Here is a 14,952-nt window from a genome sequence, read left to right as displayed (position 1 = left end):
CCTACTTCACAGACCACATCATCCGCGCCGCGCTCACCGAGATCACCGATGTCATCATCGTGGCGCCGGAGCACATCTACGTGAAGCGAAATCCCGCAGAACTGCCATCGCTGCCGACGGCTCCGGCAAACACTCGGGATCGAAATCACCGCATCGGCGGGAGTGGCACGTTTCCTCCTCCCGCCCACAGCGTGGCGGCTACGCCGTCGAAGGTGAATCTCGCCGCGTCGCACCGGAGGTTGTCACCGAGTCCTTATCGACACTGTCGATGAGAACGGGCGTCGCCGACACCCGCAGGTGCAGTGTGCCCTCGGCAATCTCGGTCGGCACTTCGCGCCCGTGGGCGTCCACGGCGCACGCGCTGGGAAACGGCCACGGCCACGCGAGTTCGCTGGGAGAATCATCGGAGTCCGAACTGTCCTCACGGCGTACCCACACGACCAGCGCGGGCGAGCCATGCAAGCGTTCCGCGTCGAACACATACAGATCCGGACGGTCAATGACAGCAAGCCGTCGGACCTGTGTAACGCCGTCGAGCAGACGTGCCAGCAGTTCGAAGGTGTCGGCGGCCGGATTCCGGTGGGCGAGAACACCACCGTCACTGTCCATGAGTTGGAGCTTGCCGAACATCAGCACCCCCGCGACACGACTCTCGCGGTAGAAGTCCCACTCCGGCGCAATCGGATAATACAGGTTTCGCCGGATCCCCTCCGCGAGCGCGAACATGGTGCGCATCACCAGATTCCGGCACGCCAGTCGATGGCGGTAATCGTCCAGTTCGGGCGCGCACCCGTGCATGAACATCTGCAAGGTGGGCGGCAATTCATTCATACGCCGGTACAGCGCAACCACGGGCTCGTCCACGGCCGACTCGATATCCTCGAGGGTGTCAGGCATCGGGGCTTCCCCGAGGAACTGTTGCTGATGCACGGCAAGCAGATCGACCAGGTACGGCATATTCTCGGGGAATTCGGTCGGCAGCGGGCCGCTGTGTTCACTTGCGACAATAGGCTTCTCACATCCATACGCCGCCAGTTGCGCCCGGCTCGCATGCACGAGTTGCGGTACCGAGTACGGGTCGCCGTAGGGGTGGAGATCGAAGACGTCGAAAGCATCGGCCCCGTCCCGCAAAACCCGGCCGAAAAACCGGGCCCAGGTTTCGGCACCGGCCGCTCCCTCACCCAGCATCGCCCCCGGCACCGCAGCTCCGAGCACCACCAACGCGTCGGGATCCGCAAGCTTCACCGCATCGTGGAACGACTGCAGTTGCGCCACATACTGATCAGCTGTACCTGCCCAGAACAGCGGTAGGCAAGGCTCGATCTCACACTGCCAGAACCGGATCCGTCCCGGTTGCCGCCCGGCGAGCTCCCGCACGAATCGCTCATAGCGGTCGACGTCGATTGCCGGCGACGCAGGCAGCCAGCGCGTGGGATGTTGCGTGGCCCACGGGGAGCTGCAGCAGACCGTAACCCATGCTTCATCGTCGCCGGCAAGTTGATCCAGCAGCGAATCCAGAGAGTCCCAGACGAATCGGCCCGGCTCCGGCTCGACCTGGGACCAATAGATATTCACTCGCACGATCCCTGCGCCCAGGGCGCGGGCCTGCGATACGAACTGCTCCGGCGGACCGAAAAGTCCGAAGGTGGTAGCGCGAACAACCCCGAGACGTACGTCCTGCAACAGCGAGCCCTCGGATGAGGTAGCGGGCATGACAGCTCCTCCGATGATTTAGAGCACTAATAGTCCTTTATTTGAGCGTAGAGTATCAGAACATCCGCCGCTATAAAGGACATACAGTGCTCAATGACGCGAGGAGTGGCCATTGCCGAACACGTCGAGAGACACCGGTGATCACCGCAGGGAGCCCCGCCGCCGCGGGGCGGTGCTGGAGGAGGCGATCTTGCATGCAGCGTGGAACGAGCTGACCGAGGTCGGGTACAACCGCTTCGGGTTCGACGGCGTCGCCTCGCGCGCCGGGACCAACAAGACCACGATATATCGCCGATGGCCCAGCCGGGCCGCGCTGGCGATCGCGGCGTTCCGTGCGGCCACGCCGGCAGACCAGGTGCCCGACACCGGCGAACTGCGTACCGATGTGCTGGCGATGCTGCGTGGAGCCGCCGACAGAATCGCATCGCATCAAGGCGAGATCCTGCACGTGCTGGCCACCGAATTACACAGCGACCCCGAACTGCTGCGTGAGGTCCGAGACCAGCTCACCGCCACCGCGATCACCCGATGGCTCACCGTCCTCGGCCGCGCCGTCGCCCGCGGTCAGGCCCGGCCCGAGGCGCTGACGCCACGCATCGCCACGGCAGCCATCGACCTGCTCCGCACCGAATACCTCGTTCGAGGGATCACAACGATCCCCGAAGACACCATCGTCGAGATCACCGACACCATCTACTTGCCACTCGTAGCGATACCCGCGACACAGGACCGATGACAGGCCTATGCGCCGTTAATCCTGATCTGTGTCAACGGCGCCGCGATCGCGCTCTCGTCCGCCGGCACATCGGAGGCATCGGTCCGGCGAAATACGTACTCGCGCTCAATGCAGGTCACCGTTTCCACCACCTCAAATGGGCGGGCGTCGGCGACGTCAACTTCGGCCTGTTCACCCTGATCTGGGACCACATGTACCGCACCTGCTCCGATGACCCCACCCACCGATTCACCACAGACGAACTCGGCATAGCCGCCAAACCGGACTATCCCACCGACTACCTCTCCCAACTACTCCACCCGTTCACCAACGACGGGAAATGCTGACAGAGTCGCCGAAGCCCGTCAGATCCAGCCCGCATCGACGTAGCGCCCGGACTTGCCGAATCAGCCACGCCGATACAGATCGATCGGTGGATGCTGGACATACCGAGTCATCTCGGCGGAGCGCCCAGCACATTTCCTGCTCGTTTGTACTGGTGAATGATCGGCGCCGTCTCCATGTGCCGCACGGCTGGGATGGCACCCAGTCGTGCCTCGATGTAGTGGTAGAGATCATCGATGCTGCGGCAGCCGACGATCGCGGCGAGGTTGGTCGCACCCGTGGTCGCTGCGGCGAAGGCAATCTCCTCGTGTTCGGCCAATTCTGTTCCGACATTGGCCAATTCAGATGGCGGAACCGATAACCAAAACATAGCTTGAGTTGGATACCCCAACGCTGCCGTGTCGATGTCGACGTCGAAATACAGTGCCTTCGCCGCGCGTAGATGTTCTAGGCGACGCTGTACCGCAGAAGTCGACAATCCAGTGGCCTCTGCCAGTACCCGGAGGCTGCTGCGCCCATCGACCGCCAGCGCCGCGAATAACGCCTTATCGACATCATCGGGTAACAGGTGTGCTGCGGCGTCGGTTGCCCGGTCCGGGCGCAGTCGCGTGACTTGTTCCGTGCTCAGCGCGCTGGCTCGAGGGGCCCACGCGGTGGCGCCACCGAAATAAGTCCGGAGAACACAGTAGGCCGACACAGCCTTCACCTGCGCCACACGTGGTAGGCGCCCCAACAGGGCGGAATCCTGGCGCCGGTGCCCCGCCGCCCTAGCGAAACAAACGATTTCGGTGCCGGCCGAGGTCAGATTGACCCAGGAAGTATCCGGCCGGTGGGCCAGCCTTTCGGCCAGCGTCGCCGCAGCCTCGGGGACGCACTGCAGGCGCAGTAGCCACAGGACCTGACCGAGTCCTGCGGGGTCCGGTAGGCCGACCACCCTCAAGACGCCCTCGGACCGCAAGCGGTGGTACCGCCGGGCCACTGTCTGATCGGAGACTCCGAGCACTTCGGCGACCAGCGCGAACGACACCCGCCCGTCGACCTGGAGGGCATGAGTGATCTTCCTGTCCAGATCGTCGATTTCAACGGAATTCACCGACCGGACGATAGCGGACATCGAATTCATGCAAGCACTGCCGGGCGAATGGAACCGGCAGACCTCACGCGGCACAGTTGGCGGCGGGCCGCGACGCCACGTCTGCGGCGAAACACGAAGGGACCTCACCATGACCGAAATCCGGCCGGACACCGACTACCTCGATCACTCCGTGGTCATCAACCGCGACTACGTCACCGTCTGGGATGCCTACGAGAGGCTGGGCTTCTTCTTGAGTCCGGAATCCCGGCACAAGGTGACCGTCTCCGACGACGGCGAAATGGTGCCGAGCATGACGGGTAATCGCTGTGCGTACTTCGGCGAGTCGTACATCGAACTCATCGGTATCGTCGATGACTCCTGCCCTGACCCATGGGGGGTGCTTCCCCTGATCGACGGCAAGTACGAAGGACTCCGCGGCGTGTCGTTCGGCTTCGGTAGTTCGGAGTCCGCATTGCAGCGCCTCCGCGACGCAGATCTGGAGTCCGGCGCCGGCATCACCGAGCTACAGCGTCCCGTCGACACCGAGGACGGCTCCCGCCTGCTCCGGGCGAGGGTTGTCCACGTCGCCCGTTCACGCACGCCGGAAGGGATCATGCACATTTCCGAGCACCTCACTCCGGAGTACGCCCACCAGCCCCGCTACTTGCACCACCCGAACGGCGCGCAGTCGTTGGACGCGATCCTGCTCGCAGTGCCCGACAGCAAACTGGAATCCTATGTCGATCGGTATGCCACGATCCTGGGCCGCCAGCCCATCGTCGACGGCGAGCGCCGGCGATTCCAGCTTCGAGCCGGTGCAATCGAGATCCTTGCCGGTTCGGCACTGCAGTCCGTCCTGCCCGGACACGCTGCCCCTGTGCTGCCGTTCTTTGCGGGCCAAGCAGTCAACGTGCCGAGCATTGACAATGCGCGAGACTTGATCGAAGACAACGGCCTCACCGCCATCGACTGCCCTGAGGGCTTCTTCGTCGATGTGGAAGGCAGCGCCGTCATCTTCCGTCAGGCCGCGTGATGATCGTCGAGACCTCCTCCGGACGGATCCGAGGCAGCAGTGTCGACGGCGCACACCGCTTCCTGGGAATCCCCTACGCCGCTCCCCCGGTCGGCGAATTGAGCTTCGCTGCGCCGGTGTCACCACGGCCGTGGACCGGGGTGCGCGACACACTCGTCCCCGGTGCCGCCTGTCCGCAACCGTCCTCGCGTCTGGAAGACATCCTCGGGCCGATGCGCGTGCCGCAAGGACCCGACTGCCTGAATCTCAACGTGTGGACCCCAGGTCTCGACGGCTCCAGACCAGTCATGGTGTGGTTGCACGGCGGCGGGTTCTCCAGCGGCTGTGGCGGTCAAGACTGGTACGACGGAGCACAGCTCGCGTCCCGCGGCGACATCGTCGTCGTCACCATCAACTATCGGCTCGGAGCCCTGGGCTATCTGCACCTGGGGGAACTCACCGATGAGATGGGAGACGGCAACTTCGGCCTGCTCGACATGCTGGCCGCGCTGAGGTGGGTGCACCGGGAAATTCATCGGTTCGGAGGGGACTCCAACCAGGTAACCCTCGTCGGTCAGTCGGCCGGTGCCCTGTGTGGAGTGGTTCTGATGTCCGCCGAGCCCGCTCGTGGTCTCTTTCAGCGGGCCATCCTGCAGAGCACCCCGACGTCGGTCTCCCCCGCATCGTCGGCGGAGGCCACCGAGGTGGCTGAACAATATCTCGCACAACTCGGTCTCTCTCCCGATCAGGCGCACAAACTCCGGGAAGAACCGTTCGGCCGCCTGCTGGAAGCACAGACAACTCTCGCCCGGCGGCTGGCGAAACCGCTGCGACTGGCCCCGCCCTTCCAACTCACAGCGAAACCCGGTCTCGTCGCGGAAGATCCGATCGCCTGCGTACCGCCCGATATCGACCGCTTCGCCGGTTTCACCGCCGACGAAGCGACGGCTTGGCCTATACCCGCCGATCTCGACCACCACACAGCTGCGGCGCTGGCAGAAGGATTCGGTGGACAGTACCCACCTGATACAACCGGATCGGATCCTTCGCAGGCGCTCGTGAAGGTGGCGACAGACCACTACTTCGCCTCGGGCATTCCACGTCTCGGCGAGGGCGGATACGCCTATCGATTCGACTGGCATCCGAGCGATACGCGCACGAAGGCCTGCCACTGTATCGAATTGCCCTTCGTTTTCGGCACTGTGGATGCCTGGCGCACGGCCCCGATGCTGGGCGGTGAAACTCCCCCTGCCTACTTGATCGACACGATCCAACAAGCCTGGCTGTCGTTCATTCAAACCGGGATACCCGGACCTGGATGGAGCGTTTATCGCAATCAACAAGATCTGCGCTCCCTGTCATAGCCCTGCACCACGGGCCGGCTGACAACGCATCGGCTGCTCGATATCTGGTCTATTTCTTCGGCAGTACCAGGAGAGAATGTCATGGCTTGTAAGAGGATACCGATGGTGGCCATGACCATTTCGATCCTATTGCGTTCCGACCAAGGTCGCACGCAGCTACGGCTCGAGGCGAGCAGGCCGGAGCCGAGCCGCCGACCGGGCCGGATTATGCGCACTGGTTGGGCGGTGTTCGCGACCGTGCATTCGCGCACATGATGCCTGTTCGATCTTCCCGTTCGTTGTTCTTCCTATTCATCCGCGGACGCGGCTGATTCGACCTGCTCAGGCGACGGTGAACGGCACCGATTCCGGGGTGGGTCCTTCGACGCCGGAAATTCCCAGCGGTGATAAAAAGCGGCTGCAGACATGTGAAAGCATTATTAGATGGTCGACGATCAGGCCGTATTCAGCTCACGAACCATCGCCGAAGCCTCCGCCTCCGCGGGGCCAAGCCCCGGCGCCACCGCTCCCGAAACCGCAGGTCCGGCCAACTCCACCAGCTGCCCGACCTACGGCTGGACGGGCTGGACAGTCGAACTGTCCCCACCGCCGAAAGCCCACAGCGCAGTCAAACAAATGACCGCGCTGGTCCAAGTGGTATTTCAAGCGATGGTCGACCAACTCGGTGTCGGCGACAAGGCCGCAGTGCCCGATGTAAACGAATTGCTACGCCTAACCGGCCTATCCGACACAATCGACAAGTCCCTGGTCACCGATGCGCACAACATCGCGGTCGAGCGAATGCAAGGGATCAAACAGGGCTTGATCGCGCAACACAGGCACATCACTGCCAGCGTAGCAGCGACCGCGAAAATGGGCACCGCACTCAACCGCGACATCTGGAACGAGGTCGCCGATCTCCGCGCTGCCCTGCATGCGGCAGGCAACGGGAAACTATCAACACAGATGGAGATCGGGCTACTCGATCGGCTGCGAACCTCATTGCGGACGGTTTGGCAGAAGTACAACGCAGTCACCGACGCGAACAAATCCAATGGAAACGCAATGGGCCCACTGACTCTCGACGACCTGAAATCCCTCGCACCTGGAGCGGATCCCGACAAACTTCGGCAGTACCTTCCCTACTTGAACAGGGCGATTCTGGAAGCGGGTATCACCACCCCGAAGCGCGAGGCCGCATTCCTGGCACAGATAATCCACGAAACCGACAAGCTGAAAACGCTCACCGAATACGGCGACGAGGACCGTTTCAACCGCCTCTACGGGCCGCAGACCGCGGTCGGCCGATCCCTCGGCAACACCAACACTCCAAGAGACGGCGCCCGCTACCCCGGGCGCGGCGCCCTCCAGATCACGGGGCGCTCGAACTACCGGGAGGCGGGAAAGCATCTCGGCATCGACCTGGAGAGGTATCCGGAGGAGGCCGCCAAACCCGAACACGCCTTCGACGTTGCCGCCTGGTACTGGACAGAACACGACCTCAACGCCGCCGCCGACCAGCTCCCCGACGATCCCGACAAGCTCGGCCGATTCGACGCCATCAGCCGAGAGATCAACGGCGGTAGCAACGGTGCGGCTGAGCGCCGCGAGTACTACCTCAAAGCTCGTGACCGTCTCGACGGTCGTGACGTTCCCGACGCCGATTAGCCTCGGCCCCACGGACTTGGAGGATCGACCACGTCGATATCGAGGGGCCCTCACCCGACGATCGGGCACACACAACCCGATCGGTGTTGTAGGGCGCCATCACCGTCGGAGTCGTTGTCGACGACGTGCCTTTCGATTGGTCGTTCCACCTTGTCGTGCGCCCGTGCCGATCGAGAATCGCGGGGCACGAGAGAGCTTCGCCTACTGCGAACTCGTATAGCGGCTGGCCTTGTCACCTTGTGAACGTGTGCCGTTGTCTGCCGATGCGGTGATTGCCGACGTGTAGTCATCGACCGCCATCGAGTTGTACACGCGAGAACTCTTCGTGGTCAGACGGAGCAGGGCGCGACTGGGCCCGGCCGGCAGGACCGACAGCAGACGCGTTGCCTGGACCAGGCCTGACAAGCCCAGTCTGGAGGACGGGATCAAAGTCTTGGCCGCGCTCGTGGCCACCGCGTGGCTGTCGCGCACGGGATCTGCCATCGCCCGCTCGTAAGCGGGGAAGGCCCGCTCGTAGTCGCCGTTCGCACACGCCAATTCTCCGGCAAGCACGTAGGCACCGACGACCGCCAGGCTGGTGCTACCTCCAACGGCCGGTCCGGGGCAGTAGCCGGCGTCCCCGACCAGCACGACACGGCCACGTGACCAGGTATCCATCCGGATCTGCGCGATCGAGTCGAAATAGAAGCTGTGGGTGCGGTCGAGTTCATCCAGCAAGCGATCCACATCAGGGTGCATTCCTAGGAATGCCTCACGCAAAAGCTGCTTCTGCCGGGTCGCGTCGTGGTGGTGGAAATCGAGTTCGCGTTCACTTCGGAACAGGAACAACGCGCGCGCGTCGTCGAGATGGCGCGCACCGTAGATACCAACGGTGCGGCCGACGCCGGTGTGGATGCGGAGTTCACGGTCGAGTCCCGAGATCGCAGGGACCGTCAGCACCCCGAGATAAGCACCCGCGAAATTGCTGAATCGGGACTCGTCTCCGAATACCAGGCGGCGCACATTCGAGTGCAGCCCGTCCGCTCCGACGACCACGTCGAATCGCCGCGGCGCGGCCTTCTCGAAAGAGACGTCGCCGTCAGGAGAGATCTTTGTGATCGAATCCCCGAAGAGATACTCGACGTCGTCGGAAGCGGCGTCGTAGTAGATCCGACTCAGATCATCGCGCATGATCTCCGCGTGCCGTTCGGAAGTGGCGTCGAAAACCTTCGACAGATCCAGCCCAACCGGCCGACGAGCACCCTCCCTGCGAAGAGTCATCCGGTTCGTACCGGTGACTCGCTCTTCGATGCGCGACAGCACGCCCATTCTTTCCGAGATGTCCATCGCCGGCAGGAACAGGTCGACCGCGTGACCACCGCTCTTTCGTAGGGCCGGCGCCCGCTCGACGACTGTCACGGAGCAGCCGTTTCGGGTCAGCCAGTACGCCAGCACTGGGCCGGCGATGCTCGATCCGGAAATGAGAATTCGCATGCCACTTCCTCCTTGCTTACTTAACGATAGGTAAGTCTAGCAGAGATTTACCTATCGTTAAGTAAGCTAACCTTGTGGCATGGCCCGTCCCGCCGATACGAAACACCGCATCCAGGAAGTAGCCCGCGAGCTCTTCGCCCAGCAGGGCGTACAGCGCACCAGCCTGCAGGACATTGCCGCCCGACTGGGTATCACCAAACCTGCGCTCTACTACCATTTCTCCTCGCGTGAGGAATTGGTGCGCAGCATCGTGCAGCCGATCATCGAGGAAGAAGAGGCGTTCCTGGCGAGCCAGGAGGGATTGCCAGAGGTCGAGCCTCGCTCCCTACTCGAAGGCTACTTCGATTTCCACTACCGCCACCGCGACGACATGGTCCTCATGCTCGGCGAACTGACCACCCTGGCCGATCTGGGCCTGATCAACCGCGTGTTGGACTGGCGTCGGCGACTGACGAGGTTGATCTACGGCCCGGACCCGACACTGGAGCAGGCTGCCCGCGCCACGATCGCCTTCGGCGGAATCCAGGACTGCACAATCCAGTTTCCGGACGCACCGCACGGCGAACTTCGCCGAGCGGCCGTGAGCGGTGCGTGCGCGACATTGCGTCTCCAACCGCATGATGGAGCCACAGACGGAAGGTAACCGATCGGGAACTGGCGCCAGTGCGTGAAGCAAGCTCGGACGACGCGGTCGTGAACAGAAGCCGGACGAACAAGCCGGCCGCACCCGCGATCACGACGGTCCAGACATGACCGTGATCGATCGGGTTGGGCGACAAAATCGTTCGGCCCAATTCGGCGACGGCCACCAGTGGCGCCAGACCCACGACAGCCCCGATCACCTACAGGATGACAACGGCGGCAAAACTCCCTGCGTAGGGGCGCAGCAGCTGTGCCAGGCTCGGTCCCGCCGCAGTATCGGCTCGCATTCGGTTCATGAGGTCGAGTCCATTTTCGGGACGAACGGAATGATTGGTTGCAGTTCGGGATCCATGACCATGCCGTCGATTGTTGCGTCGGCCGGGCACGCTTCGCTTCCGCCAGCGGGTGTCCCCAGCTACGTGAACACGCGTACGAAACATGCGCTCGACTGCGTCGGTCGCCGTAGCCGATTCAGCGTCCGAGCCATTCACTTGCCGAAAAGTGCACAGCCGGAAGGAAGGTCACGTCGCTGCCGAACCGGCCCGCAGTTCCTGCGCCAATTCCCTGAAACAAGGCGGTATTTCGTTGCGGGCATTGGGCGCTGTGGGCTCATGGTTGCCGGTACCATCAGGGATGGATGAACCGACGTTCTACGTGGTGAATTCACCCAGCCCGGTCTGGTAGGCGATCACGACCAGCTGCGCGCGGTCGCGCGCACCCAGTTTCACCATCGCGCGGCTGACATGCGTGCGTGCGGTGGCCGGACTGAGAAACAGCGCTGCGCCGATCTCGTCATTGCTCATGCCTTGCCCCACCAGTGCCAGCACTTCGCGTTCACGGTCGGTCAGCACCGCGAGCCGGTCCTCGGCTGACTTAGCCGCCCGGCGCTGCGCTGTGAACTGGCCGATGAGGCGGCGGGTGATCCGGGGTGCGAGCAGCGCGTCACCCGCGGCGACGACTCGGATCGCGTGCAGAAGTTCGGCTGGACCCGCGTCCTTGAGCAGGAACCCGCTCGCGCCCGTCTGCAAGGCATCGAAGACGTTCTCGTCGGTGTCGTAGGTGGTGAGTATGAGCACCTTGACCCGCTCCATCCCATTGGCCTCGGAGATCTGGGCGGTGGCACGTATCCCATCCAGCTGTGGCATGCGGATGTCCATGAGGACGACGTCGGGGCGGGTGGCGCGGGCGAGTTCGACAGCTTCTGCGCCCGTGGTGGCTTCACCGACTACCGTGATGTCGTCTTCCAGGTCGAGCAGAACTTTGAAGCCGGAACGGACCAGGCGTTCGTCGTCGGCCAGCAGTACCTTGATCGGTGGTGTGGGAGTTCACAACCGCGATCCGACCGGCGTGAGGGGCAGGCGGGCAGTGACCTCGAAACCACCATCGGGACGCGCCGTCGCATCGAGTTCACCACCGAGCAGCTGGCAGCGTTCGCGCATTCCGACGATCCCGCGTCCGGTCGTGGGGGCGCTGCCGCTGCGAGCGGGGTCGCGGCGGCCCGCATCGATCACCGTTATCCGCAACGCGTCGATGCTGGGTTCGAGCGCCACCGTCACCCGGGTCGGGCTGACGTGGCGGATCACATTGGTGATCGATTTCTGCACGATGCGGTACGCGGCGCTGCCTACCGCGCTCGGCAGCGGCGTCGCCGGCGCGGTCTGCTCGAAAGCGATGTCGAGTCCGGCATCGGCTCCATCCGCCTGTGGTGTCGAAGCCTGTTGGCCGCCCGCCGGTAGGTCCCCGGCGCTTGCGGTTTGAGATCTGATCGGCACGCTCGGGGATCACCACCCGGATAACGCTTGCGCTGCAATCATGTCCGGTTCGCCGCCGCCGAGTACGCCTTGTCCGCGATCATCGTGTCGGGGTTGCGCCGGGGTGGCCCGCTCTCGAGGCGGGGCACCGCCGGCTGCTCGAGTACCGCAGGCAGCATCGATGAGTTCGCGGACTGGCCGGGCGTGATCGGCACGGCCATGCCGCGGCCGTTGCAGTCGGTGGCCACGTGCGCCTTGGTAGTCAGCCCGTCTCGTGAGCGGCTCAGCCCGTGGTCGGCTGGTTCATGACCCACACCCCGGGCTGGCGGCGCGGGCCTCGGTGGCCGCCCAACAATCCGGTGGCCTACTGCCCGTTCGGGCTTTCGCTAGTCGGTGACTGTGGGTGCCTGCCGCCGGAATGCAGTCGCACACGTTGCAGCGCCCACCAGAGTTCGAGGGCAACGCCTGCCCGTCGCAGATCGATGCCCGCTAGTTTTTCGTATCTTGTAATGCGATAGCGGATGGTATTGGGATGGACGACAAGCCGTTTGGCGGTAGTTTCGACGTGCTGTCCGCAGTCGAGGTACGCGCGTAGCGTTTCGAAAAGTATTTCAGCGCTGTCCGATCCAGCGACACCGTCGAGATATCGGTGAACCATCTTGTCGCCGACTTCCGTGTCTGCGAGCACGGAGGGGAGCAGGCCCAGCGATGCCAGGTCGAAAATCCCTTTGCAGCCGAATGCATCCGCTGTATTGAGGGCCCGGGTGGCCTCGCCGAATCCGGGCGTCAACTCGTCGACTCGGGCGGCCGCCGCGGTGCCTACGGCCACAGGTGCATCCTTCGGCAGGCGTTCAACAAATCCGGCTAGATCGCCGTCGACAGTTGTGGTGAACCTCGAGGAAGAGAACCGGGTCAGATGTCGTTCCAGGGTCTCGCTGGAATAGGAGTCGGCGGGGCGCGCACGAAAAGGCACGACCGTCATCTCCGAGTCCAGACCGTAGCGTTGGGCTAGTGCGGATATCTCGGTTCGCCCCAAGCTGCCGGTGAGCGCGGCCCGAACGAAGTCCCCCCGAACTCGATGATCGAGGCGGGCTCGTTCGAGCTCGACCTCGCGGTGCGCGGCACTGAATTCGATGATGGCCGCGTCCATCACGTGGAGCAGTTCTCTGGTGAGGTCCAGCTGCAGGCCGTCGGTAAAGTTGTAATTCCTGCCAATCTCCTGGATCTCATCGATCAGTTCGCGGCACCCCACACGCCAGCCGCCCAGTAACTCTTCGAGCGTTATGCCCTGACCGGCACGTACGGTTCCGAACTCGCGGAACATTTGTGTGTCATGGACGGACGGGCCACGCTGCTCTACCAGAGCAGCAAGTACGGTGTCGATGAGCCGCTGGGTAAAGGGCATCAGCTCAGCTGGCTCGAGGCGTCGATAGCCAGCTGCGGCTCGACGCGAGGCCTTGATCATGCGACCGGTCAGAAGGACTCGTCTGGAGGCCAATTCGGCAACCAGATCGCTTCTGGACCTTGACGACTGAGCCTCCATGACGGAAGTCATTATACGGCGTATTAGAAAATATTACAACTCAGTCGATCGCCAGTCTGTTCCTGGCTCCATGGTGAAGCGCGGAGACCTTCGTGATCCTTGTCGTTAGGGAAAGAGCATGGAGGATCCAACGATGGACGTGACGACGCTCATGCGCCAGGCCGCCGAGTTCGGCGCCAAGTACACCGCGATCATCACCGAGAAACAGAGTCTTACCTTCGAGCAGGCGTGGGAACGCGGTGTGCGGCTCGCCAACGGGCTTCGGGAGATGGGAATCCGGCCAGGTGACCGTGTCGCGAGCCTGGAGGACAACAACCTGGGATGCGTGGACACGGTCCTGGGGTGCGCGATCGCCGGTGCAGTACGAGTACCTCTTTACCCTCGCAACTCCGGCGAGGCGCATGCGCACATGGTGGCTGGTACCGATGCCAAGGTCTTACTGACCGATGATGTCTACGCGTCGTCGGTTCGCGATCTGACCGATCAAGTCGACAGTTTGCAGCACCTGTTGGTTCGCGACGAGAACTACGAGACATGGCTCGCCGAACAGGATGCAATCGACCCGCTGATTCCGGTCGAGCCCGACGCCTGGTACATCATCCGCCACTCCGGGGGCACCACCGGCAAACCGAAAGGGGTTGGCTATACCAACCATGACTGGGTCCTCAACTGCCGCAACTGGGCAGGTTTGATCGAACGGATCGACACGGACAGTGTGGTCGGCCATGCCGGGCCGATCTCCCACGCTTCGGGCTATCTGTTCCTGCCTGGTTGGCTGGCCGGCGCGTCAAATCTCGTCTTCGGAAAATTCGAGCCCGGCAAGGTGCTGTCGATGATGGTGCACGACCGAGTGAGTCACATGTTCGCATCGCCGAGCTTGCTCGCCGCACTTGCGCGTCACCCAGACGCGCAGCGACAGTGGCCGAACCTTCGATCGATCGTCGTCGGCGGAGCGCCCATCACGGACGCCACCGCTTTGCTCGGCAAGAAAGCCTTCGGCAACACCTTGTTCCAAGGTTTCGGGCAAACAGAGGCAGTCCCGATCGCCGGTATGGGACCCAGGGAGTGGTTCGGGACAGTGCAGGGCTCGACGCCGATGCGGTCCGCCGGTCGAGTATTGCCGTACGCCCAAGTACAGATCTGGGACCGGGACGGAAAGGTGCTTCCGATCGGAGCCGAGGGAGAAATCGTAGCCAGAGTCGAAGGCCAGATTCGCAGCTACTGGGGTGATCCAAAGCTCACCGAGAGCCGTTTGGTCGACGGATGGGTTCGCACGAAAGACATCGGGCGTCTCGATGAGAACGGATACCTGTATGTCCTCGATCGGGAAGAGGACCTGATCGTTTCGGGCGGATTCAACATTTGGCCTGCCGAACTCGAAACCGTCATCGAGGATCATCCCGCTGTACTGGAGGCCGCGGTTTTCGGCATCCCCCATGAGCGCTGGGGGGAAACGCCAATGGCGGTGGTCACCGTGCAACAGGACTACGTTGTTACCGAAGACGAGATCATCGACCTGTGCAAACGACGACTCGGCTCGTACAAGAAGCCGAGCCGCGTCGAAATTCGAACCGAACCACTCCCGAAAAGCGTGGTGGGGAAATTGCTGCGCAAACAGTTGCGCGAACCGTATTGGAACGACCGCGAGAGTCGCGTATCCGGGGCATAGCCG

At 63.1% G+C, this 14,952-nt stretch carries 13 protein-coding genes and 2 pseudogenes; 7 read left to right on the top strand and 8 right to left on the bottom strand.

Annotation, left to right across the window (positions count from 1 at the left end; translation table 11 throughout):
• Positions 1–198: 198 nt before the first annotated feature.
• A complete protein-coding gene (locus ACQP2D_RS21535; RefSeq protein ID WP_433677706.1) occupies positions 199–1,713 on the bottom strand; it encodes a hypothetical protein in 1,515 nt (504 codons plus the stop codon).
• A 190-nt stretch (positions 1,714–1,903) separates the two neighbouring features.
• On the opposite strand from ACQP2D_RS21535, the gene ACQP2D_RS21530 reads away from it, so the two are divergent.
• Together ACQP2D_RS21530 and ACQP2D_RS21525 are read left to right on the top strand one after the other, a co-directional pair.
• Positions 1,904–2,449 carry a TetR/AcrR family transcriptional regulator gene (locus ACQP2D_RS21530; RefSeq protein WP_433677705.1) on the top strand — a complete coding sequence of 182 codons (546 nt, stop codon included), beginning with the start codon at positions 1,904–1,906 and terminating at the stop codon, positions 2,447–2,449.
• Positions 2,450–2,526: 77 nt separating this feature from the next.
• Positions 2,527–2,775 (top strand): annotated as a pseudogene (locus ACQP2D_RS21525) (sterol desaturase family protein); the annotation flags it as partial.
• A 107-nt stretch (positions 2,776–2,882) separates the two neighbouring features.
• On the opposite strand, the gene ACQP2D_RS21520 reads toward ACQP2D_RS21525, so the two are convergent.
• Together ACQP2D_RS21520 and ACQP2D_RS21515 are read right to left on the bottom strand one after the other, a co-directional pair.
• Entirely contained in the window at positions 2,883–3,488 is a 606-nt protein-coding gene (locus ACQP2D_RS21520; RefSeq protein WP_433685724.1) for an Lrp/AsnC family transcriptional regulator, read from the bottom strand.
• Between the two features lie 279 nt (positions 3,489–3,767).
• A pseudogene (locus ACQP2D_RS21515) lies at positions 3,768–3,887 on the bottom strand (AsnC family protein); the annotation flags it as partial.
• Between ACQP2D_RS21515 and ACQP2D_RS21510 the strand changes: the two are divergent.
• From ACQP2D_RS21510 to ACQP2D_RS21500, 3 genes are all read left to right on the top strand, one after another.
• Entirely contained in the window at positions 3,829–4,881 is a 1,053-nt protein-coding gene (locus ACQP2D_RS21510) for a VOC family protein (protein ID WP_433685723.1), read from the top strand. The pseudogene ACQP2D_RS21515 and the gene ACQP2D_RS21510 sit on opposite strands and share 59 nt — an antisense overlap.
• On the top strand, positions 4,881–6,224 hold the full coding sequence (locus ACQP2D_RS21505) for a carboxylesterase/lipase family protein (RefSeq protein ID WP_433677704.1): 1,344 nt from the start codon (positions 4,881–4,883) through the stop codon (positions 6,222–6,224). The genes ACQP2D_RS21510 and ACQP2D_RS21505 overlap by 1 nt, the downstream gene beginning before the upstream one ends.
• A gap of 423 nt (positions 6,225–6,647) precedes the next feature.
• Positions 6,648–7,871: a glycoside hydrolase family 19 protein gene (locus ACQP2D_RS21500; RefSeq protein ID WP_433677703.1), complete on the top strand. Its 1,224-nt coding sequence runs from the start codon at positions 6,648–6,650 to the stop codon at positions 7,869–7,871.
• Positions 7,872–8,072: 201 nt separating this feature from the next.
• On the opposite strand, the gene ACQP2D_RS21495 is transcribed toward ACQP2D_RS21500, so the two are convergent.
• Positions 8,073–9,344, bottom strand: coding sequence for an FAD-dependent monooxygenase (locus ACQP2D_RS21495; RefSeq protein WP_433677702.1), 1,272 nt, complete (start codon positions 9,342–9,344; stop codon positions 8,073–8,075).
• A 79-nt stretch (positions 9,345–9,423) separates the two neighbouring features.
• On the opposite strand from ACQP2D_RS21495, the gene ACQP2D_RS21490 reads away from it, so the two are divergent.
• Entirely contained in the window at positions 9,424–9,987 is a 564-nt protein-coding gene (locus ACQP2D_RS21490) for a TetR/AcrR family transcriptional regulator (RefSeq protein ID WP_433677701.1), read from the top strand.
• A 649-nt stretch (positions 9,988–10,636) separates the two neighbouring features.
• On the opposite strand, the gene ACQP2D_RS21485 is transcribed toward ACQP2D_RS21490, so the two are convergent.
• The 4 genes from ACQP2D_RS21485 to ACQP2D_RS21470 all read right to left on the bottom strand — a co-directional run bounded on the left by ACQP2D_RS21485 (position 10,637) and on the right by ACQP2D_RS21470 (position 13,202).
• Positions 10,637–11,296 (bottom strand): response regulator transcription factor, encoded by a 660-nt coding sequence (locus tag ACQP2D_RS21485; protein ID WP_433685722.1) that lies wholly within the window; start codon positions 11,294–11,296, stop codon positions 10,637–10,639.
• A gap of 15 nt (positions 11,297–11,311) precedes the next feature.
• On the bottom strand, positions 11,312–11,758 hold the full coding sequence (locus tag ACQP2D_RS21480) for a sensor histidine kinase (protein ID WP_433677700.1): 447 nt from the start codon (positions 11,756–11,758) through the stop codon (positions 11,312–11,314).
• A gap of 38 nt (positions 11,759–11,796) precedes the next feature.
• Positions 11,797–11,985, bottom strand: a complete 189-nt coding sequence (locus ACQP2D_RS21475; RefSeq protein WP_433677699.1) for a hypothetical protein — start codon at positions 11,983–11,985, stop codon at positions 11,797–11,799.
• Between the two features lie 116 nt (positions 11,986–12,101).
• A complete protein-coding gene (locus ACQP2D_RS21470; protein WP_433677698.1) occupies positions 12,102–13,202 on the bottom strand; it encodes a PucR family transcriptional regulator in 1,101 nt (366 codons plus the stop codon).
• Between the two features lie 211 nt (positions 13,203–13,413).
• Between ACQP2D_RS21470 and ACQP2D_RS21465 the strand changes: the two genes are divergently transcribed.
• On the top strand, positions 13,414–14,949 hold the full coding sequence (locus ACQP2D_RS21465) for a class I adenylate-forming enzyme family protein (RefSeq protein ID WP_433677697.1): 1,536 nt from the start codon (positions 13,414–13,416) through the stop codon (positions 14,947–14,949).
• Positions 14,950–14,952: the final 3 nt, after the last annotated feature.

Origin of the sequence: Nocardia sp. CA-119907 (assembly GCF_050955995.1) — a bacterium.
GTDB lineage: Bacteria > Actinomycetota > Actinomycetes > Mycobacteriales > Mycobacteriaceae > Nocardia.
The sequence above is the reverse complement of the archived record's forward strand: the minus strand, read 5'-3'. Positions and strand labels throughout refer to the sequence as shown.